Annotated in this window: 12 protein-coding genes and 1 pseudogene; all 13 read right to left on the bottom strand. The window is 41.0% G+C overall.

What is annotated here, in order from left to right; translation table 11 throughout:
- Positions 1-82: 82 nt before the first annotated feature.
- The gene (locus B9T34_RS12615) at positions 83-1,015 is read right to left on the bottom strand and encodes a LysR family transcriptional regulator (protein WP_086213486.1); all 933 of its coding nucleotides are present in this window, start codon (positions 1,013-1,015) and stop codon (positions 83-85) included.
- A gap of 233 nt (positions 1,016-1,248) precedes the next feature.
- On the bottom strand, positions 1,249-1,497 hold the full coding sequence (locus B9T34_RS12620) for an aromatic-ring-hydroxylating dioxygenase subunit beta (protein ID WP_171265207.1): 249 nt from the start codon (positions 1,495-1,497) through the stop codon (positions 1,249-1,251).
- 12 nt (positions 1,498-1,509) lie between these two features.
- Positions 1,510-1,983, bottom strand: a complete 474-nt coding sequence (locus B9T34_RS12625; RefSeq protein ID WP_086213488.1) for a hypothetical protein — start codon at positions 1,981-1,983, stop codon at positions 1,510-1,512.
- 151 nt (positions 1,984-2,134) lie between these two features.
- Entirely contained in the window at positions 2,135-3,223 is a 1,089-nt protein-coding gene (locus B9T34_RS12630; RefSeq protein ID WP_171265211.1) for an OmpW/AlkL family protein, read from the bottom strand.
- Positions 3,224-3,553: 330 nt separating this feature from the next.
- Positions 3,554-4,486: pseudogene (locus B9T34_RS12635) on the bottom strand (IS5 family transposase).
- A gap of 151 nt (positions 4,487-4,637) precedes the next feature.
- Complete coding sequence (locus tag B9T34_RS12640) at positions 4,638-4,847, bottom strand: hypothetical protein (protein WP_086213490.1); 210 nt, start codon at positions 4,845-4,847, stop codon at positions 4,638-4,640.
- On the bottom strand, positions 4,840-5,388 hold the full coding sequence (locus B9T34_RS12645; protein WP_086213491.1) for a hypothetical protein: 549 nt from the start codon (positions 5,386-5,388) through the stop codon (positions 4,840-4,842). Before B9T34_RS12645 ends, B9T34_RS12640 begins: the two co-directional genes overlap by 8 nt.
- On the bottom strand, positions 5,375-14,722 hold the full coding sequence (locus B9T34_RS12650) for a hemagglutinin repeat-containing protein (protein WP_086213492.1): 9,348 nt from the start codon (positions 14,720-14,722) through the stop codon (positions 5,375-5,377). The genes B9T34_RS12645 and B9T34_RS12650 overlap by 14 nt, the downstream gene beginning before the upstream one ends.
- A gap of 65 nt (positions 14,723-14,787) precedes the next feature.
- The gene (locus B9T34_RS12655; protein WP_086213493.1) at positions 14,788-16,533 is read right to left on the bottom strand and encodes a ShlB/FhaC/HecB family hemolysin secretion/activation protein; all 1,746 of its coding nucleotides are present in this window, start codon (positions 16,531-16,533) and stop codon (positions 14,788-14,790) included.
- Positions 16,534-17,700: 1,167 nt separating this feature from the next.
- Positions 17,701-19,398, bottom strand: coding sequence for a D-lactate dehydrogenase (gene dld / locus B9T34_RS12660; protein WP_086213494.1), 1,698 nt, complete (start codon positions 19,396-19,398; stop codon positions 17,701-17,703).
- A 342-nt stretch (positions 19,399-19,740) separates the two neighbouring features.
- Positions 19,741-20,892 carry an FMN-dependent L-lactate dehydrogenase LldD gene (lldD, locus tag B9T34_RS12665; RefSeq protein ID WP_086213495.1) on the bottom strand — a complete coding sequence of 384 codons (1,152 nt, stop codon included), beginning with the start codon at positions 20,890-20,892 and terminating at the stop codon, positions 19,741-19,743.
- Between the two features lie 3 nt (positions 20,893-20,895).
- Positions 20,896-21,639 (bottom strand): transcriptional regulator LldR, encoded by a 744-nt coding sequence (gene lldR / locus B9T34_RS12670; protein WP_086213496.1) that lies wholly within the window; start codon positions 21,637-21,639, stop codon positions 20,896-20,898.
- Positions 21,640-21,656: 17 nt separating this feature from the next.
- A complete protein-coding gene (gene lldP / locus B9T34_RS12675) occupies positions 21,657-23,321 on the bottom strand; it encodes an L-lactate permease (RefSeq protein WP_086213497.1) in 1,665 nt (554 codons plus the stop codon).
- Between the last annotated feature and the right edge of the window lie 22 nt (positions 23,322-23,343).

Here is a 23,343-nt window from a genome sequence, read left to right on the forward strand (position 1 = left end):
GAATTTTATGTAATTTAAGACTAAAAATAGCTAGGTAAGTGATAGGCGGAACTTAAAGAGGTATTTAATAAAATTAAATAGGCTAAAAGTCTAATAGTTCAGCGCTTGGCCAAAGTCCTTTATGAATTAAACCCTTAACACAACTTTTAATAGCAACTTTTGTAGCAAGACTCGCCGGAGACAACTCCTCCTCAGATATACTAATTAAATAATTAATTCTATCTAACTCTGGCTCAACAACTTTAAGTAAGCAAAGGTCTGATTCTAAATAGTCAAAATGTGCACTCACGGGTTGAATTGTTGCCATATTTAAATGGCTCACGCAGTTCATCAATAAATGTAAACCATCAACTTCATAATCGACATCTAATAACTCAACTTTCTGATCTAAAAATTTGCGCAGACCATGCCTTTGACTTGGCAATACCAGTGGTAAACGATTTACTTTATATAAATCAATCTTGCCATCATGTATACATTGTGCGAATCCATACTCAATGAGCAAAGATCTGTTCGCCATTAAAAACATTTGCTCTTTCAATAAAGGTTGTACTGCCCAATTTGCATCAACATCTTTTGTAAAAATAATTGCAATATCCAGCTGACGTGAATTAACCAAATTAGTAAGATTTCCAGATAGACTCTCAACTAAATGGATTTTGATATCTGGATAACGTTCTGACATAAGCTGTAAAAATGGTATGCCAAGTACCGATGCAATGCTCGGTGAAAAGCCGACGCTCACATGACCCGTAAGACGAGAGGAATGTGCAGCCTCGATCGCATATTGCGCATGACGCAGTGATAATTGAGCCTGTTTAAAAAAAGCTAAACCGGCTGGTGTCGGAGTAACGCCTGTAGAATTTCTCTGTAATAGTCGAGTACAAAGTTCATCTTCGAGCTTGGAAATTTGTTGACTTAATGCAGATGTACCTACTTCTAACTTTTGTGCTGCCTTTCCTAGGCTTCCAGACTCTACAATTGTATTAAAGTATTTTAGCTGTTTGAGCTCCACTAGATCCCCTTGCGAACTATGAATAGCCAGATGCTGAATACGTTAAATATACAATGTTTTAAAAAATGAAAGAAAAACTAAATAATTTTTAATCAACTCAGCTTTATAACCAAAGTTCCAACGCCATCTTCATTCGTTAAGAGGTGGTGGCAGTCCAGAGTCCACAGGCAATTGCCATCATGAGCACCAGATAACCAGAAAGGTGCTGTTTTCTTAAATTTGTCATTACCGTCTCAAATAAAAAAAATGCCCGATGCTGGGTCTTGAGCAACACGGTGTTGAAGCGTAATCTGTTCAACACGCATTTTCAAACCACCAATATCATCATAAATAATGGATGAATCTTTCAATGGGTCGCAGTTTTCATCCATTGGAATCCAATAGCTACCATCTTCAGCATAAAGCGCTAACCAATCGTCTAGTTTGGTCTGATCCAGCAATGCTGCTTCTTTATGGATCAATGCTTGAATTTCATTTTTCACAGTCATATTTCCTTATTTAGATAATACTGAAGTCCATTTACGCCAGAATGCACGTTGTGGAGCTTCATCACTGTAAACACCTACACGTTCGCCTGTATCTTTAACTTCTTCTTTACCTAGACCTCGACTAATTGTGATCCAGTCCATTCCAATCGCATTCAAGGCATTTTGGTTACCGTTAAATACATCGGTATCATCGGCAGACAAGATCCCTGCTGTACCTACACGCGTTTGTGCATCAAGCATGCGGTTCGCATTGATCGAATCATGAGCACCGTCAATCATCAATGGGTATGAATACACTTCAGTTTTGTCGTGTGAAATAGGCTGAATCACTCGAATGTTGAAGTCGAAAATCACTAAGTTCGGGAAAATCAGGAACTGACGGTTGGTCAAGGTATCTGCTGCACCTTGCTCACCATACATATCCACTAATTTTTGATTGTATTCTTCACGTGCTTGCGGATCGACATTGCCCGATTCCAACGGCGCGCCCGCTTCTAATGTACCGTGACCTTCATGATTTGAATACCTAGATTATGCTAAATCTATAGGTTTTGATTGATGATATCTAATTAAGACTCAACATATAAAAGAGAAAAGCCCTCACTTGAGGGCTTTTATTTGTGTACTATCTTTAAAAGCGATAACCCACACCCAGATAGGTGATTAATGGGTCAATATCAATTTTAGTTGTAGCATGGATTAACTGTTGGCCTGTAGATTTATTCACAACATTGATCGTAGTTTTGTTATTCAATTTAGCATAAGAAACTGAAGCTACGCCGTACCAATGGTCATTCAAATCATAGGTGAAACCTGCGGTAACAATTGGTGCAATTGCATCCTCTGCATCAACGTCTACATGCATCACACCTGAAGATACTTTGCCGTCTAGTGCGGCCCCTGCTTTATTATCTAAAACATTTTGAATCATATGACCTGCAGCTTCCAAATCTGATCGAATTTCAGAATTGAGCTTAATGTCATTATAATAGGCATACATCAATCCTGCACCAATATACGGTCTGAACTTATTTACGCCGCTCTTACCAAATTGATACTGTGCTTCTAATGCCGGTGTCCAAGCACGTACGGTCGCAACTTTAGATTTATTTTCTAAGTTTGTAATAGGCACATCTTGCTTCAAACCTAAGCCATTAGGAAATAACACCCCAGAAGTGCCTGTTGGTGTAGCATGACCTGATAAAGGTGCTGTAATTACACCTTTCCCTCTAATATCAACTTTTGGTGGGATTCCACCAATAAACTGCAAAGATACATTGTCATTTAAATAATAATTAAAAGTTAAGCCCAAAGTATCAACATTATTCGCTTCAAGGCCTGTGCCACCTGCCTGCCATGAGTCCAACCCATTCACTACCGCACTGCCAGACTCTGTAGCAAGAATATTGCCATCAACATCAGATATACCCAACCCGTTTAAAGCACCTAAATCAACGAGTTCTTGAATTAAATTTTTCGCATTAAATGAGGCCCCAGAGTCAGGATCAGCACTTATGTAATCTGGATCTAGAGAATTTACGAAAGCGCCTTCGCTGATTGATCCAACTGTAGAGACAGTACCTTTTTTGACCGCTGTGTTAATATTAAAGGGATTGGCTTTACCTTGCGGCATAACATGCAACCAGCCTGCAGATACTGAAAACCGCTTAAAACCGTCGGGGTTATTCGCAAGCACAGCGTGTGTAACCCCAAACAGCATTATCGCTGTTATAGATTTTGTAAGATTCATGCGCTAACTCCATTAGCATTTTTTAATTAATTTTAAAAACAATCATTTGTTTTATTTATATATATGTTGAAAATTTTAAAATCCACCATATGTAATAGCTGATATTCTAGAGATTAAAAATATAATTTTTCATATCATTTTGTGACTAAATTTATCAATAAGGGACAATCGTTATCTTTAAAGAATCAAGTTTTAGGTTAACTTCCATCAAAATTTATGCAAAAAAAGCGCTGACTTTAGTATACAGAGGCTTTTTTGCATAAAGGCTTTAGAGATAGATCTTCCCTAAGTTATCCAAATTTAAGTGACAACTCGGGTATCAGGTCTGCCTAATTCCGTAAATCTATTCAAAATTGCCACACGTGCATGAATTTCATTCACCTGACTTGGAAAACTCCGCGCTGTTAATTTATCGCCTAATAATTTGATGCAATGCATCTTGGCTTCAACCAAACTTCGACGGTGATAACCAGACCACTTTTTCCAAAGCGATCTGCCTAGCCGTTTGACTGTCTTTAATAATTCGTTCCGCTCTATAGACCTCGCTTGCTGATCCTTCCAAGGTTTTGCATTCTTTCTAGGTGGAATGATCGCATGTGCATCTCGATCTAAAATGACTTGTCGGCAGTGCTTTGTGTCATAAGCACCATCTGTATAAACAGAATCAATTGGTTCATCCAAGGGAATTTGAGCAAGTAAATCTTCGAGTACTTGAGAATCACTGACATTATTTGTGGTGAGTTGTACTGCACGTATTTGCAGGGTTTTAGGATCTATAGCAATGTGAAGCTTACGCCATTGCCGACGGTATTCAAGCTGATGTTTCTTACGCTTCCATTCGCCTTCACCTAAAAATTTTAAACCCGTAGAGTCGATGAGTAGGTGTAACCCATCACGACTTTTCTGATAGCTTATCGCAATATCAATATGCTTTTGTCTACGACAAAGGGTGGAATAATCCGGAGCTGTCCAATCTAATCTAGAGAGTTTAATCAGGCTTTGAACAAAACCTGTGACCATACGTAAAGAGAGTCGGAATAGTGATTTGATCATTAAGCAGCATTAAATCGCTGTATCGGAGTAGGTTTGATTTCGACCTTGCTTGCCTTGTGATTGTGCATACCACTGAGTCTTTGGATCAAACCAAATGGAAATATTACCTCGGTTAATTAAGGCTCGGTTATAGGATGACCAATTGGTTATACGGTAGATTTTAGAGGCAGGATTATTCATTTTGAAATTATATTGCTGAATAAGCTTTTGATGCTAGGTTTGTGCAACAAAGCCGAATATATACAAATGTAAAATCAATCTTTTCCTCTTCCGTCAAAGAAATTTTAAAATGAGTTCATTTCTCTACAAAAATATCCAAAGATCTCAGCTCTTATGCTAAGGATATGATTTTATTTCCAATTTCAACTGAAACTCTTTCAAAGTCAAATGAATCTTGTTTACCATCCAGAGTTAGCCACTCAAAACCACATGAATTCGTGTAAGGATAAATAAATCCTTCACAAAAAATAATTTTTGCGTCTTCTGCCATTATTGACCATAAAAGCTTACCGATTCTTTGATATATTTGCTGTTCATTCATTTTTAAAATCTGGCTCAGTTATACATTCCTTTTTATCTGGATCGATAGTCAGTAAATAAAGAATGCCTGTATTCATATCTTTTACAGTAAAATGACACCCTTTATTATCAATCAATTCTTCTTTGACATAGTTTTTACCCTTCAGCCAAAGAAAGCTGAAACTTTGTACATAGTCAGAATATCCTTCATAAATTTCATAGTTTTCTAATAAAGTTTTTTTCCCAAATGGATTTATAATGGCTGTTTTTAAGCCTAAATCTTCAGACTTATAGACCAATCTAGAATACATATATATCTTAAATATTCCGGTCATTGGCGTAATAAGAATAAAAAACACTGTAAGCACGAACATAGCTAAATTATCTAAAGTCTGTTTATTTACTCCCCAAACAATGTGTTTATCAAATCCATAGATATACAGCCCAATAGCGACACTAGCAATGATGAGTAAAACATAAACAGATATCGCAATCATTCTCTGATAACGATTTTCTTTGATTTTATAAAAGTTAAATTCAAAGAAACCTTTATTTTTTGTCATTTTTTTTGCTCTGCTGTTCCGGTAATTTAGGAGAGTTTCCAGCTGTTGCCGCATTTAATGCCATGGAAGGGATTACAACTGTTGATGATTGGGCAGGATAACCCAATTTTTGCAACTTGGTGCCTGCTCCTCCAATAATCACTGCGGCGGCTGCATTAGCCCAGTTCATATCGAGTTGCTGATCTTTATCTCTATATTTATTTGATACAAATTGAGCACCCAAATTTGAAGCCCCAGCTAAGGCAGCTTGCCCTTTAATTGTTTGAAATCCCTTATTTAAGTTACTCACACTACCCGTGGCTGCACCAAATGCTGTATTAGCAATAATACCTTGAACGTCGTCACCTGAAGCAGCTGAGATCCCGCCTGAAATTGTCCCATTCAGCATTGCGCTCTTCACTGTATTTCTTAATGCAGCACTGCCAGCAACTTGTTTTGCTGTGTAAAAAACCCATTTTCCGCCTTGGTAAATTCTATAACCAGATCCCAGAGGAGTAACGCTTGCTATTACTACGCTGCCATTAACAATAGCTCCGACATAAGCTTCACCTTGGGGATCTCTTCCGCGTAACTCCTTAGATACTTCTTTTTGAAGCTTATCTGAGCTCCACCCTTCCTTAATACCGTACTCTGCCAGCGATTGTGCAGACTCCATACGCTTAGGATTAACTGGGAATATTCCCATCTCATTATTCTCTACCGCATTCTGTCCAACAACACCCGCCAGCTGCGCTTCAAATGCAGAATCTCCAATAGTACCGCCGACGACTGCTCCAATAGCTGCCGTCAAATCACGAATTTGGTTTTTTACACTTTCAGGCAGTAAATTCGGCTCGAATTCACCTTTTTCATTTTGGTACTCTTTTTGGTCTATATATTCATTGGTTAAGTAGATCGCTGCTGATTCAGCAGCTACAGCTGCGCTCCCTCCAGCGACTAGATTGCCGCCATTAATGTAAGCCAATGTCGCACCCAAAATTGCATGAGAGGCTAATTGCGCAGCTGTATTTTTATCTTCGCCATGACCATATTTACTGCCAATCATTTGTGCCGCATACGGCGCTAGTGCATTCGTAGCAACCTGTATATCTATTTGTCCGCCAAGTGCACCTGTCACAGCAAGTGTTACAGCATTCAACGCACGGCTATTGCCGCCGCCCATACCCCAGTCTTGGTTTAATAAGCTCGCATCTGCATAGCTAGGAGAATATTGTCTTAAATAATCCTCTTTCTTCGCAGCATCTAAATTTTCATAATGCTCTTTGGCAACTGGATTCTGATTAATTTCATTAAGAATCTTCTGCTTTTCAGCATTTTTTTCTTGTTCTGCTTTCTTTTGCTGATTTTGATTATAAGTTCGTGCAGCCGCAGTAATCGTAGAAGTGGCATCTGCTACTGTTTTCTGCTGATCTAAAATATCTTGCAAGTTTGGCAGCGTATCTACCTTACGATTTGCCGATGTAGCATCGCTATATATGCTAAGCGCTTCAACAGTGGTATCTTTTCCGCCAATATTAATTTGGCCAGCACTTAAAGTTGCATAAGTGGTACTGCTGTCTTTTTCAGAATCAGACTGCGGCAAACTTGGACTAAAACTTGTACCATCTCTCCAATTGGTATTACTGGTCGGCTGCGGTGTCTGGGTTGAACTGTCTGCTTTGCCCAATACTGTACCGCCAGATAAGCTGACACTTTTCGCATCATAGGCGCTTTGATTTTCCAGATTGCTAAACATTAGGCTGATAGCCGTTAAATCATTATTTTCTTTGTTCGCTGTTGAAACAATGGCGCCGCCCTGCAAATCGACACTATCTGCTTTGACATGATAGCCGCCATCACCTGCAAATAAGCCCGACTGCTCGTTCACACTATTAGATGAACCCTCAGCCTTACTGCTGCTGACATTGCCTGACGCCTGCCATGCAGTCCCAAATGATGCTTGCACACGACCGCCAGCATTGGTTTGTTTAATTTTTTGATCTGCACTGTCTTGAGTGCTAATCACATTCAATTCACCACCAGCATTAACATCAATACGATTTGCTTCGGCTTTTGCACCTTGCAAAGTAGTATCACCTTTACTGTTTAAACTGATATTTTCAGCATTCAAAACGGTTTGCGTATGAGTATTACTACTACTGTGATTGCTGCCTTTTCCATAGCCCACTTCTGCATAAATATATGCACCAGTTTGCGCGCCTACAGATGCACCATAACCGATACTTGCACCTGCATTGCTATTTTTACCATCTGCTTTCGCTTGGCTTTGACCAGACTCTAAAATAATATCTTTAGCTGAATTCAGTCGAATCGCATCATTTGCAGTAACTTGAGTATTTTGCAGATGAATATCACCTGCTGTACTGTTTAAATTGACATCTCTGCCCGCTGTGATTTTATTTTCCTGAGAATTGGCATAACTGCTGTTTTGCTGGTTGCTGCTCGTACTAAAACCAATACCCGCCTCAGCTTTAAACAATGCTCCACCCTGAATATCGCTATAGCTTTGATAGGCCTGAGCACCTGCAGCCACAGCTTGCAACGCTTGAGTTCGATCATCGGCTTTGCTTTTCGCTGCTTTGTCCGCACTGCCAAGCAAATCTAATATTGGAGAGCTAATGCGTTTAAACAGGCCAACTTTTAAATCTTTAGAAGATTGCGACGCACTGCCACTGTTGTGATTTTCTAAAACTTGAATACTTTTCGCATCAATATTCACATCCTGTTTTGCCACAAGATCTGCGCTTTGCTGTAGATAATCATTACCCGCCTGAATATTTACATTCCCGTCTAAACTTCCAACCTGACTGCGTTGCTGTTCAATATCATTGCTGCTGCTTTGGCTGTTGCCTTTCATATAGCCAAAGAACTGCTCAGTATCTGAAATCTGTGCGCTGCCTATGCCTTTATTACTGCTGCTTTCAGCTTGTGACTTGGTATTTTGTGCTGACAGAATATTCACATAACGCGCAGCCAATATATTCACATCACCTTCTGATGCGACCGAACTGGCGATAATATTGACATCACCTTGCGTCGTTTGCAGTGTTGATTTCCCCCCTGCAGACAGCTGAGTACCCGTTACGCTATCAATATTGCCTAAACCCTGATTTTTATTGTTATATACCCCTGCTGGCGCAAATTTATCACGGTTATCAATACTGAAGCCGCTTTGCTTACTTTTAGACGTTTGCGATTCTGTATCTGTGGCATAGCTCAAATGAATATTGTCTTTTGCATGCAGCAATGCATCTCCCTCAGCAGAAAGCTGAGCGCCTTGACTACGGATACTGCCTTCAGTGGCAATAATATTCAGATTGCCCTGAGCCTCAGCTTGTGTCACAACTGCCTGCGTGGTGCTGTAGTTGCTGTTCTGCGTACTTTTTTGACTGCCCCCAGTTACTACGACTGCTGTAGTCGCAGCCTGAGCGGCTTTATTCACTGCCTCTGCATGCGACATAACTTGACCAACAGCGCTATCAGAAAACTCTGTGTTGTCAGAACTCTTCTTATATGCAGAAACAGCAGCATCAATCGGGTTATAAGTGATACCTACAGCTAGACCTGAATTTTTACTCTGCACTTGCAATTGCTGATTACTGCTTGCTGTACCCGCATTCAAATCAACATTTTGCCCCTGCAGCGTTAGGTCTTTGCCAGATTGAATTAAGGCCGCTTCTGTAGTCAAATCTTTAGCCGCAGCAATGACCGTATTTCCCTGACCACTGCTGATGACACTTTGCGTTAATGTTTCTGCTGTATTTTCCTGTTGAATATTAGCATTTGATTTGCCATAGCCTACACTAGCGACGCCATCTGAAAGGCTGGCGCTAAAGCCTGACTTTTTCTTAATGACTTCTGATTGCTGGGCAGATTGGTTTTTAGCCGCCACAATATTAATATTATTGCCTGCTGTGATATGTGCCGCATCATCTGCTTTAATTTGACTGCCTTGCACCGCTATATCACGGCCCGCATCAAGCACAATATTTTTGCCCGTTATATTGCTGGCAACAGCCGTATTCTGCTGATTCGCATAATAAGTTTGAGTAGATTTTTTACTCAACAAACCGCGGGATTTTTCATAATCCATCGCTTCATAATCTAGACTGGTACTGCCTTCACTGATATTCAAATCATTTTTGGCCAAAAGTGCTGTTGTACCATTCTTGCTATCTATATTCACAGCACGTGCTGAAATATCCTGCCCCTGCACAAGCACATTGCCTTGACTTTGAATCCGTGTCCCTAACTCTTCTGTGCGGCTGTCATTTAAAAAATGCTTACTATCGTTATATGATTTTTCTATTTTTGACAGTTGCACGGTATCCAGTTTGACATCGCCTAGTGCTGCAATTTGAGTTGCACCATTAGCATTAACAATTTGCGCACCATTCAACTGCGTATTTCCGCCACTGCGCAGTACAACCGTTGTGCTTAAATTTTCTGTATCACTGTTTTGTCCACTTGCCTGTCCAACATATAAGCCTGCAACTCTGCCTACCGTTTCTTTGGTAAAGTAATTTTTGCCAATGGCGTTCTCTGATTTTTCTGTGCTCGTTGCCAGCGTTAAATTTTCACCAGCATCAATACTTAAGCTTTGACCCGCTTTAATCTGACCGCCTTGTAGTACGGTGTTTTTATCCGTTTGCAAACTTACTTCATTTGACTGAATACGCCCATTGAGCAATTCTAAGTTCTCTGCTTTTAAATCAACTGCCTGACGGCCAGCAATGGTTGCACTGCTCAGCACATCACCTTTACTGATAATCGACACTTTTTCAGCCGCAATTAAACTGCCATCACCTGTTAAGTCACCTTCACGGCTACGTACATAAACAGCTGGCACTAAAGCTTTTACAGATTCACCATTTGGCAAGCGTACTGTTTTTTCTTCTAGCCATACAATATCTGTAGTTAACTGTGCAATTTGTGCGGCAGTGAGTGCGACACCCGCCGTCAAATTAAATTGCTTAGCAAAACTCAAGCCATTATTCATAAGCGCTTTATATTGTGTCTCATTGCTTTCATAGCCTGACAAATAGCGAAAACCGGTCAGCTGCGCAATCTGATCTTGCACCAAACGCTGTTCATAATAGCCATCGCCAATGCGCTTTTGCATATTGGCAGGGTTCAGACCTAACGCCTGCACCATATAATCCGAAGACAGCCAGTTTTGATAATTCGCATAAGCAGGATCCGTCTCTAACCAGTAACTGGCTTGGGAATCTGGATTAACACTGTACAGTGCATTATTCGGTACTTTAAATGCCTCATCACTCACCGCACGAATTTGCTCATTTTCTGTTTGCTGCAGATTTACTGATGTATCACTCTGCTGAGTTTTAGCCGCCGTAGCATCTGTATTTAAAGCACCAGATAAATCTTTTCCTGCTTGCTGCGCCTGCTCAGCTTCAGTGCTGTATCTGATAACTTTATTACTGCCATTTTCAGCTTCATCAATAAAGACGGGCTTGTTTTCTGGTTCAGGCGCAAACACCATATCATCTGTAGCTCGTGCCTCATAATGCCCACCCAACTTATTACGCTTCTTTTTTGTAATTCTATAGAATTGCTTTTTCGCATTTTCAAAGACCGTGGTTTCGACCGTCGGCTCTTTAATATGTTTAATTTCGGCATTTTCAAGGTGCAGAATATTGCCTGCCAAAATTTGGCTTTGGTCATTGCTGATTTTTGAGCTGGCATCAATCAGCAGATTATGCCCGCTGATGATCTGTGCAGGTGTATTCGCAATAACTTTAGGCACAAATATTTTTTCATCATATTCAAAGCGGTTAAAGACTTCATATTCGCGGCCATCTTTTAAAGTCAGCACCAAAATATCGCTATTGCGTCCACGGTATCTTGTTGATGCAATATCCTCTAAGGCAATAATCTCTCCTGTACTATGATCTTGATAACCGTACACATGCCGAGTACTGCTCAGCATCGGCACCACATCAAAATTTTCTGAACGGTTCAGCAGTTCCTTGGTATAAATAAATAGATCATTTTGCGCCTCAATCAAACTGCTGCCATTGTAAATATAAACAGCCTCACCAATTGCTTGGCCTTGAGTATTCAGCTCACCGCCTATCACTAAATCACGCCCACTGCTGATAATATTGCGCGAATCATAATCCTGTACATTGGCTTTGTTATTCAACTGCTGTACACCTAAATGCATATCTTGGCGTGATGCTAATACTGCCGCTTTACCTGTTGCATCTGCTTCATTATTCAGTGTATCTGCCTGAATAGACACATCTGTGCCATATATACGTGCACCTTGGTTAGTTAAGGTATTTGTACGAAGTTCAGTCCAATCAGCATTAATTAAGCCCTGGTTTAAAATACGATCTGTAGCCTTCAGCTGCACATGTGAAGCTAAGATTTGCCCAGTAGCCGTGTTTAATAAAGATTCACTATTGCTGATCAGCTGCTGGCCCGCAGTCAAGCTGCCACTGTTTTCTATAACAGATGCCTGTAATTTTAAATTATTATCGGCAAAAATTTCCGCGCCTTGTGCATTACGGATATTTTTGGCTTGAATCTCAGCATCTTTTAAAGACACCAGCTGGCCTGCATTTTCTAAATCTGCAGAAGTAGTGAGTTTTAAAGAATCCTGTGCGGCTATTAAACCTTGGCTATTATCGAGCTTCAGTTGCTCTCCAGAAATATCTGCACTGTGCTGTGAACTGATCAGACCTTTCTGGTTATTCAGATCATTTTCAATATTAAGTTTAGCCAATTGTTCTGCACGCAGCGTACCCTGCGTATTATTTAGAGATTGAGCTTCAATTTGAATCGTCTTTGCATCCAGACCTTGGCTTTGGGTGGTATTTGTCCCACTATTGTCCACTTTTAAGGCATGAATCGTCAGATCCCCGCCCGCACTAATATGACTTCCCTGAGTAGTAGACGCGCTATTGTTCAACGTATCGGCTTTAATTTTTAAATCATTTCCCGACTGCATCAAGCCTGTTTGATTCTGTACTAATTGCGCTTGGATATTCAAATCCGTTCCGCTTAAAATCTGACCTTGCTGATTTTGCAACTGATCGCTTTGTAGGTCTGTAGCTTTTTGACTACCAATCAAACCTTGCTGGTTTTGAATCTCGGCCGCATTTTGAATGCTGATATCTTGCTTCGCCAAAATACCACCCTGTGCACCAGAATTTTGGTTATTTAAAATACCACCATTAGCATCAATCACAAGGCTATCTTCAGCCTGCAACAGACCTTCTGCATTTTGAATATTTTTACTTTTTAAGCTCAGGGTTTGCGCAGTCAATTGACCTTGCATATTGCTTAACTGAGCCGTTTGAGCTGTCAGCTGTTGTTTCGCTTGAATCTGTCCATGGGTATTATTCAATTGGGATGATGCCTTTATTGTCACACTTCCCTTTTCAGAAAATATTGCCCCTGTATTGTTAACAATACTTTGACCATTCAAACTCAATTGCTGCTGACTGGCTATTTCACCTTGAGCATTGTGAGTGCTGGTACTGTCTAAATCGAGCAAATCAACCGCCTCAATGCTGCCCGATTGGTTATTTAGAACTTGTGCTTTCGCTTTTAATGACTGGCTGGCATAGAGTTGGCCTTTTTGGTTATTGATCGTATCTGTTTGAATATCTGCTTCACGAACACTCAATTGACCCGACTGATTATTTAGTTCCGCACCACTCAGCGTTAACTTGCCCAGCGCCATTTTCCCGTGATCATTGTTCAAACCTGACTGGCTTGTTACATCAATTCCGCCATTGGCTTCTATGCTGCCACTGTCATTATTTAAGTTTTTAACTTCAAGATAGCCTGACTCATAGGTTTTTACAGGCAGGTCTGATGAATCAGTCACATTTAAACTGCCGCCATCCTGCGCCTGATTCACTGGCTGTTCAGCCACAGGGTCGGTTGTACCGCCAGTTGAACCCGTACCGCCCGTACTGCCGCCAGAAGATGCTGTTGCAATCACCCCCATTTTACCTGCGGTGTTGCTGATCTTCTCCGCCTGCAACTTTAAAGCCTGCGCACCCGTTTGCTGAATTTTACCGCTATTACTCAAGCTGTCTGCATCAATGGCAACACGTGCTGCATTGATCAGTCCAGTGTTTTGAATATTTTTTTGCTGCAGCTTCAGTTCATCAGCGCTGCTGATCGTGCCGCTGTTGTCCAATCTTTGACTCTGCAAAGCAACTTGCGATGCTGCACTGCTGATATTGCCGCTATTGGCAATATTTTTAGCCTGTACATCCAGCTGGCCTTTATTGGCAATGATATTGCCTGAGTTGACCAAGTCACCGTTGGCATTCAAAGTCATCTGAGCTGCTGTTGTATTAATTGAGCCTGCATTACGCACACCCAAGCCTTGTTCTGTGCCCACCAAGAAAATCTTGCCTGCGTACATGCCGCCCAGCTGTGCAACATCCAGCGCGAAATCAGGCTTCGAAGTTTGTGTGGAAGACTGGCCGCTCACTGCCTGAACTTGCGGCGCAGTTTGGCCTTTGACTTGAATATCATTTTGACCCAGCACTGCGGTCAGCTCATTGGCATACAGTCCAGCATTGACATTCAACGCACGTGCATAAATGTCAGTATAAGGCGTTAAGCTGCCATTGAGGCCTTTGCCTTCAATGGTCACCTGTCCATCACGTACACGGAATGATTCAAGATAACCCTGATTCACCACGGCTTGACCCGCTGCCAAGCTGAAGCGGTCAGCATTAATCACGCCGCAGCCGTCACAGACCAAACCCGATGGATTGGCAATCACCACCTGTGCAGACTTGCCCGCCACTTCCAAATAGCCTTTCAGCTGGCTCGGATTGCTACTGTTGACTTCATTTAAAATAACTTTGGCTTCACCTTTAGACAGCCAAGGATTGCCCTGCACCCAGCCGCCCAGCTGGGAATGCGTATTATTGCGCGAGTTGTTTAATATCGTGCCTTCTTGCCCGACATCAAACTGTGTATAGGTGTTTCGGGAAACCCCGCCAGCGCTTGGCGTTTGAATATTCACTTGCGTGAGGCCATTGCTGCTGTTCAGAATGGTCGCCTGCTGTGAATTCGGTGCAGACTTATCGGCAATAATCTGAGTATTCGCCATACTGCTCAGCGGCACGGTATACACCATTGCGCCCAATAAACTGACCACTGCAAAATTCAGCGGATTGAGTTTTTTTAACGTTTGAGGGGTAAATTGCGGCGTATCTGCAGCGCGGATGGCCTCACTTTGTCCAGCCGTCTTGCTGCGGCTTTTCACAATTTCCGCAACAGCAATAAACATGCCGCGCGCTTGGCTAAAAATAATACGATAGCAATTCTTATTCACAGCAATTTACCCTTCAATCTTTATATTTTTTTCAATGTTTTTTTAAAACAGCTTGGACTAAAAAATCAATACATCCAGTTCAGGCTAAAGCCGGTGGTGTAATCATCTGTTTTAAAGCCATCCGGTTTTTTCAGCGGCGCGCCGGCAAAGATGTCATAGCTGACTGATTTCAGTACTTGACCACGTAATCCCACCACAGCGCCCATCAAGCTGGTACCCGCTAAAGGGTTCGGTTCATGTGCGGTCTGCCCGCCGACTTCGCCATAATCCACACCGGCATACCATTGCATGGGCAGCTTAGGAATCGAACCGCTCAATTCATTGCGCACTAAAAAGCCGTTATCGGCCATCAGAGTTTGTTCACCGTCAAAGCCGCGCACGGTATAGCGGTTGCCAATCGAGAAACGGTCTTGCGGGGTCAGCGGCTTTTGGCTGTGCTGCATGCGCCATTCTGCTAAATACTGCAGGTTTTGATTGCCTGCTTTGAACGGCACTTGCAGGCTGGCATTGCCTTGCCAAATGCCGACATGTGTATAGGCTTCACCAAACTGTTCTTCTGGCGCTGGCATCGCTGAAAATGCGCCTGTGCCGCGTTTATAGGTTACTGATCCGTTCAGCGTTGCATTGGACAGATACTCGGTATGCGCCAAGCTGGCCTGCCAGCCCGCTGTTTGGCGTCGCTGCACTTCAACTTCGACATCTTCAATAAAGTTTTTTGATTCACGCGCCCAGCCGCCAACAGAGGCCGTGGTTTTACGGTGTGAATCGCGGTAAATCACACGGGATACGTCTGCGCTGACCAGCCTGCTTTCGCCGCTGTATTCATAGCTTTGATTGGCACCGGCCACAGTCTGGTGATAATCCGACTGGCTTAAGCTGGTGCTGAGCAGCCAATAATTCAGCGGTATGCTATAACTAAGGTAATAGCCGTCAGAGCCGCGCTTGCCTGAATCGCCGCCGCCCAAATCATGGTTATAGCTGGCGAAGAATAAGTCATTCGCTGTTAAAAGATGGTCTAAAGACAGGGTTGCCGTGCCCTGATATTTGCCTGTCGATTCTGAACCGGCATCATCAATGCCTAAATGAATGCGGTAGGGCTTAGTCTGCTGCCAAGCTAGCTCCAAGTCGCTGTAGCCTGGTTCGCTACGCTGGGCAGCGGGCTGAATTTTAAAATCGGCTTCTACGGTCGGCACGCGCTTAAAGTTTTCTAAGCCCTGCTCTATATCGCGCACATTTAAAATATCGCCTGATTTCACCGGCAGTGCATTGAATTTATGCGCACGTTTTGACGTACCTTCAGCAAATTGAATTTGGTCAACTTTACCTGCAATGACCTGCAGCTGAATTTCGCCTGAAGCAATATTTTGCTGCGGCAACAGTACGCGTGTGGTGACATAGCCACGGCTGATGATTCTGTTTTGAATCAGATCCAGCGCTTGGTTCAATCCTTTCACACCAATGCAGCGGCCAATTAAATTGTGTTCGCCCTGAATGACTGGACGCATGGCGAAAGTAAATTCACGGGCATCTTCACCGGTTAAAATAAATTTTTTTATTTCAAAACAGATGTTTTCACTGTGGGATTTTAAGTATTGAAGCTGAGGCTGGTTTTGCAGTGTTTTTTCTAAGCCAGTCTGAACATTGGCTTGCGGCTGCAATTGCTTTTCCAGCGCTTGGTCACGCTGTAATTGACGGTTAAATTGATCTGCAACAACAGGTTCAGGTAAAGGTTGGTTAGCAAAAGCTAGAGAATGAATAGAAAGGCCCGCAATCAATGTTATAGTTATTTTTTGGTGCTCTATAGAAAACATCTTGATTTCAAAATTATAAAAAAAATGAAAAATACATGATTATTCACACAAAATCAGTAACAAAAGGCACCTGTTTGTTAAAGTTATGTTAACGAATTCAATAAATTGATGACTATTTAATCACATTATTAAGTAAAATTTAATAGTAATTTTAATTATAAAAAACAGCTTTATTGTTCAGTTTTACCACTATTGGATTTGAAATTTACAAACAAAGCAATTCCTCTAATATTTACATCAATACTTGCTTTAGATGTTTTTAAAATTACATATTTAATTATTATTTTCTTTTAAAGCAAATGAAGGCTTGGTCGCATAAAAGCAACCTAAAACATTGAAAACTTGTCCATTTAAATACATCATAAATAAAAAGGCAGAATCACAATAACTCTGCTTTTAAAATACCAATAAGGATCTTCAACCTAAGAGGTATACAGAAGTACTATTATTTCATTCTACTGTTTTCTTTTTAAAAATAATAAATAAGTTACGTCAAATCAAAACGCTTCAGTAATCATTTTTTAGCAAAGGATCAGGCAAACTTCAAAATCAAATCTGCCCACAAATGCCTGAATACGCTTGATATAGAGCATTAATTTGAAATTGATTTAACAAGCTAAATCGTCCAAAAATATAAATTAATTTAATTGGAAGTAGTATTAATTGAACTCAAACACTAACTAATTAATTTCAAATATATTTTAATGAACAAAAAAATCATTGACCTAATTTGTACCCAAATTAGATTAAGTATATTGATTCACTTTCAAATCTATTTCAAATCCAAATTCAGGATTTGAAATAGCATACGTAATTGTACCAACATTGAGCGTACTATAAAATAGTATATTATAACATATTTTGATGAAATATTCTTTTAGACACATACAGGACAAGGCAATCTTTGAAATTATTAATGACTTAAAAAATAAATTTGATCAATATCATTCAATTTATTAAAAGGGTAATACAATTTAATGACGATTAGAGTCCGTAGTATGAAGGGCTTTTTAAGTGTTATCTGTACATCTCCAGATGCTCTCACAATAAGCCAGCCATTCAGATTAAGAAATCATTTAATTACACTTGGTTAGGGTTATATATCCTAGATACCGTTATTTTAGGCTGTTTGTTGCCAATAATATGGTGCATTAAAAAATTTTTCTGTTACTTCCAATTTTTAAGCTTAGATGTCTGTCCAATACCAACATTAAAACTGTTGGTTGGATCAAGTTTTTCATAATGGTTTTTCAGCGCAGGCTTAGCCACATATAAATGCCCAACATTATGCTCTGCGGGATATTCAGCGCCACGGTCATCTAACAAATGCCACATTGCATGTTCCATCGTTAAAGGATCAACCCCTTTTTTAACGATATAATCTTGGTGGAATACATGACATAGAAAATGTCCGTAATACAGTTTATGTAAAATCTGCTCATCCATTTCTTTAGGTAAAGTTTCGACCCATTCACGATCATTACGGCGAAGCGCGATATCCAGTGCAACAATGTCTTCAACTTCAGATAGGTGTGTATCACGATAGCGAATCGCAGCACCAGCCACCGCAAAACGATGTAAAAAAGCTTTACGCCCTTCATCATTATCACAAAGGAAGTAATTCCCCGTGGTATGACTGGCAAAGTATTGTTTGAAGAACGTTGCAACAGATTCTACATCTTGATTTTCAATACGCAGTATCAAATGATGCTCATACAAATCACGGAAATCATTCATCCTTTTCGGTAAATGCGACGGTAAAAATTTTGTCAGTAACTGCAAAAACTTATCTGTAAGACCGCGCATATTCCATTTTTCAAGATAACCATCAACCTTGTCTTTCATCGCAAATGCAGCAGGCACTTTCGCTGTACCGAATTTCTCAATAAACATAAAGGTATCTTTGCCGTATTCCGCACCAATGTCATAGGCAATACGATGAATGTATTCGCCTGCAATCGGAATACGTGGCAAATCTTTCAGCAAGAAACGACGAATTTCTGTTAAATCCTCTTGGGAATTACTGCCCACATAAAACACTTGGCTTGGAATTTTCTCAAAGGTATCTAAACGCACTGCAAACACACAGACTTTACCAGCTGAACCTGATGCTTCAAATAAACGGGAAGGATCGGCATTAAAACGTGCAGGAGTGTTTTCATCAACCTGCGACACATCTTTGATATAACGTTGGTCTGATGCACAGCACTGGCTTTCATTTTTAATATCACTAATTTGATATTTTTGTTTTTCCAAATTCAATAAGATCTCTTCGGGAGACTGCCCCAAATTCACTTCTAAATGATTGATTAATTCAAGCTGACCTAGATCATTCACTCGTGCATATAAAGCAAGTTCTGTATAAGCAGGGCCACGGCGTACCAATGCTCCACCAGAGTTGTTACACACGCCACCTAAAACTGATGCACCAATACAGGATGAACCAATCACGGAATGCGGTTCACGATTAAAGCCAGCCAATTCTTTTTCTAAACAATCTAACGTTGCGCCTGGTAAACAAATCACTTGCTTACCCTCGTTAATCACCTGAATACCATTTAAACGGCGGGTGCTCATCAACAACACGGGACGGTCATAATCATCGCCGAATGGGGTTGAACCACCTGTGAGTCCTGTATTGGCAGCTTGCATAATCACGATACAATCAGCATCGACTGCTATTTGCAACACTTGCCATTGTTCCAGCAAAGACCCTGGCGCCACCACTGCCAGCACTTGACCAGAGCCATAGCGACGACCTTGGCGATACAAACGCGTCTCTTGTTCATCGGTTAATACATGATTTTTGCCGACAATATCAATCAATGTTTGAATAGTGTGTTGAGAAGCAAATGAAGCTGACATCGTTTAAATCCTGTATCACTGAATCAATCTTAGTGAAGATCAATTCAAATTAATTTTAGACTTGAAGCAAAAAATGAAGCGTGAGTGCTCAATAAAGTCTTTCGTTGCTGTTTGAGACAGACTTAATTTCAACTAAAAATATATTTCGACAAAAAAATCTACGAAATCAAGTAATCTGTTTTGTTCTTTTACTAATTCAACAATCGTTAAATTGTTTTGCTTACTTTTACCGAAACAAAAGTAAGCTATGAATAATTATAAGAGTTGAATGATCACGGCAAGGACTCTGCCATAAGATATTCTTTAAAAAAAACTTAATGTTAAAGAAGTACACTGAGCTTCTTAACTTAGCTCTCTTTCCAATCTCACTAAACAATCCGATGTAATATCAGCAATGGCTTTTGCACCAGTCAGCGTCATTGCCACACGCATTTCTTTCTCAATCAAATCCAGTAAATTACTCACACCTGCACCGCCTGCAGCCCCCAGTGCATATACAAATGCACGTCCAAGCATGCAGGTATCTGCACCCATCGCCAGCATACGCACCACATCAAGACCGTTACGAATACCCGAATCTGCTAAGATTTTAATGTCCCCTTTAACCGCATCTACAATTGGAGGAAGCGCACGAGCAGAAGACAAAACACCATCGAGCTGACGACCACCGTGATTCGATACTACAATACCATCTGCGCCAAAACGCACTGCATCTTTGGCATCTTCAGGATCTAAAATTCCCTTAATCACCATTGGACCATCCCAATAATCACGAATCCACTCAAGATCTTTCCAAGAAATCGAAGGATCGAAGTTATTGCCCAGCCAACCGATATAATCTTCCAGACCTGTCGGCTTACCCAAATATTTTGAAATATTACCTAAGTCATGTGGACGCCCCAATAAACCAACATTCCAAGCCCAGTGTGGGTGCATACACGATTGCATATAACGACGCATAGCAGCATTTGTACCACTCATTCCTGAGTGTGCATCACGGTAGCGTGCACCTGGAACTGGCATATCGACTGTAAATACTAAGGTAGAACATCCTGCTGCTTTAGCACGCTCTAAGGCATTTTTCATAAAGCCACGGTCACGTAGTACATACAATTGAAACCACATTGGACGTTGAATTGCAGGTGCTACTTCTTCAATTGGGCAGACAGAAACTGTCGACAAGGTAAATGGAATGCCTTTTTTATCCGCCGCCACAGCGGCTTGAACTTCACCACGACGTGCATACATCCCTGTTAAACCAACAGGTGAAAGTGCTACTGGCATGGCCAAAGTTTCACCAAACAGTTTCGTTTCTAAGCTCAGCTCAGACATATCATTCAACACACGCTGACGCAAAGCGATTTTCGATAAATCTTCTACATTGCGCTTTAATGTATATTCCGCATAGGCACCACCGTCGATGTATTCAAATAAAAATGGTGGTAAACGACGTTTCGCAGCTTCACGATAGTCATTTGCAGAAGAAATAATCATAACTTATGTCCTATTTAATCGACTCGAACGCTGACGACGAGCTTCTTCTTCATCGATCATACGTACCCGTTGAACAACAAATTCAATATGCCCACAAGCTGTTTTACGTGCAGCCTCTGGGTCTTGACGCTCAATTGCATCCATTACCTGAAAGTGTTGGTCATACAATTGTTCAAAATGTTGTGGTGTGGTGTAGACTTTACGTCGCCCCAACATCACGTTGTATTGCAATAAATCAAACAAACTACGCATCATTTGGATCAGTACCAGGTTGTGGGATGCTTCTGCAATCGCCAAATGAAACTTTGCATCCGCTATTGCCGCTTGAGCATCATCACCTAAAGCCTGATAATGGCTAATCTGCTCAAAACACTGACGAATATTGCTTAAATCACTAGATGTCGCACGTTGTGCTGCATACCATGCTGTACCGCCTTCAAGTACCATCCGAGCTTCTTGCACATCAAAACGATATTCAGGATCTTGATCCATCAAACCTGATAATGGCTCAACAATTTGATAATGTGACCAATGTGCAGGCAACTGCTTTAAATAGGTACCTGCACCTGCTTTGCTCTGAATAATTCCTGCGGTGATCAATTGTTGAATTGCCTCACGCAAAGAGCTACGAGACACACCCAACTGCTCACACAGCTGACGTTCAGCAGGCAAACGTGCTCCGACTTGGATATTGCTTTTTTCTATCAATAAACGTAAACGCTGTACCACCTTGTCGGAGACTTTCATTTTTTTCCTTAACCGTTTTATGGAATCATCCACGGGAATACATAGGCTTGTAAGGTAACAATGATACCAATCATCACGGTAAAGATAATGCTATGTTTCACTGTAAATCTAAATAAATCAGATTCTTTACCAACTAAACCAACTGCAGCACAAGCAATCGCAATCGATTGAGGCGAAATCATCTTGCCTGTTACACCGCCACTGGTATTGGCAGCAACTAACAATACTTCAGGCACACCAATTTGCTGTGCTGTGGTTGCCTGCAAAGCCGAAAATAATGCATTCGCTGATGTATCTGAACCCGTAAGAAAAACCCCAACCCAACCCAAAAACGGTGAGAAGAAGGTAAAAGCCTGACCCGTATGTGACAGTGCCAAAGCAAGCGTTGCTGATAAACCTGAATAATTCGCAATGAATGCAAACGCCAGTACCATACCGATTGAGTAAATTGGTGTTTTCAATTCATTCACTGTTTCGAAGAACGTCACCACCGCATCTTTCGGTTTCATTTTTAAATAAATAATCGTAATCACTGCTGCCAGCATGATTGCTGTACCCGTTGCTGACAACCAATCAAACTTATAAATCGCATCATAATCTTTGATTTCAGGTACAACAGGCGGTAGCTTTTGAATCAATTGGTGTAAATATGGAACTTTAATTGAAATGACTAGATCACTTAATGCACCATCTTTAGCAAACAAATCTTTAAAGGGCTTGATGCTCCAGATTGTCACCATGGCTGTCAGTAATGCGAATGGAGACCATGCTTTGGCAATTTGACCCAAGCTATATTGCTTCCGAGCTTCTGCGACAACAGTTTCATCCACCTGTACATCTTCATCTTGAAAACGGAAAATATGCTTTGGCTTCCAGAATTTTAGCAGCACTGTCAAACTGACTAATGAGGCAATAGCAGCAGTAATATCGGGCAACTCAGGACCAACAAAGTTTGATGTTAAATATTGCGCTAAAGAAAATGACAAACTTGCCACTAAAATAGCAGGCCACGTTTCTTTCACACCCCGCCAACCATCCATGATCGCCATGATCCAGATCAATACAATTGGCACCATGAAGGGTAATTGACGACCGACCATCTGACTGATTTCCATGGTATCCACACCAGAAACCTGCCCAGCGACAATAATCGGAATCCCCATTGCACCAAATGCAACTGGAGCAGTGTTAACAATCAAGCATAGCCCAGCAGCATATAAAGGTTTAAAACCGAGTCCAACCAACAGTGCCGCAGTAATCGCAACAGGCGCACCAAAACCAGCCGCACCTTCTAAGAAAGTACCAAAAGCAAAACCAACCAGTAGCATTTGCAGACGTTGATCTTCTGTAATAGACAGGATAGATGAGCGAATAACATCAAACTGTCCTGTTTTTACAGAGATCTTATATAAGAATACGGCACCGATAATGATCCATGCAATTGGCCATAGTCCGTAAAAAAAACCATAAACCATTGAAGCCAATGCCATTCCAATTGGCATTTTGTATAAAAAAAATGAGACCAGAAAGGCTAAAAAAACAGTAATTGTCGCGGCTACACTACCCTTCATGCGAAAAATAGCCAGTGCCAAAAAAAAGAAAACAATTGGAACTAGCGCTATTGCACTCGAAATCCAAATATTGCTCATGGGATCATAAATTTGTTGCCACTGTTGAAGCATTGTCTACTCCTTGAAATGCTTA

Source organism: Acinetobacter sp. ANC 3813 (genome assembly GCF_002135435.1).
Classification (GTDB): Bacteria; Pseudomonadota; Gammaproteobacteria; order Pseudomonadales; family Moraxellaceae; genus Acinetobacter.

What these genes read in the sequence shown, in the direction of transcription:
- B9T34_RS12630 (WP_171265211.1), bottom strand. Translation starts at nt 3,223, where the DNA reads ATGCTGTTTGGGGTTACACACGCTGTGCTTGCGAATAACCCCGACGGT.
- B9T34_RS12640 (WP_086213490.1), bottom strand. Translation starts at nt 4,847, where the DNA reads ATGAATGAACAGCAAATATATCAAAGAATCGGTAAGCTTTTATGGTCA.
- B9T34_RS12645 (WP_086213491.1), bottom strand. Translation starts at nt 5,388, where the DNA reads ATGACAAAAAATAAAGGTTTCTTTGAATTTAACTTTTATAAAATCAAA.
- B9T34_RS12655 (WP_086213493.1), bottom strand. Translation starts at nt 16,533, where the DNA reads ATGTTTTCTATAGAGCACCAAAAAATAACTATAACATTGATTGCGGGC.
- dld (WP_086213494.1), bottom strand. Translation starts at nt 19,398, where the DNA reads ATGTCAGCTTCATTTGCTTCTCAACACACTATTCAAACATTGATTGAT.
- lldD (WP_086213495.1), bottom strand. Translation starts at nt 20,892, where the DNA reads ATGATTATTTCTTCTGCAAATGACTATCGTGAAGCTGCGAAACGTCGT.
- lldR (WP_086213496.1), bottom strand. Translation starts at nt 21,639, where the DNA reads ATGAAAGTCTCCGACAAGGTGGTACAGCGTTTACGTTTATTGATAGAA.
- lldP (WP_086213497.1), bottom strand. Translation starts at nt 23,321, where the DNA reads ATGCTTCAACAGTGGCAACAAATTTATGATCCCATGAGCAATATTTGG.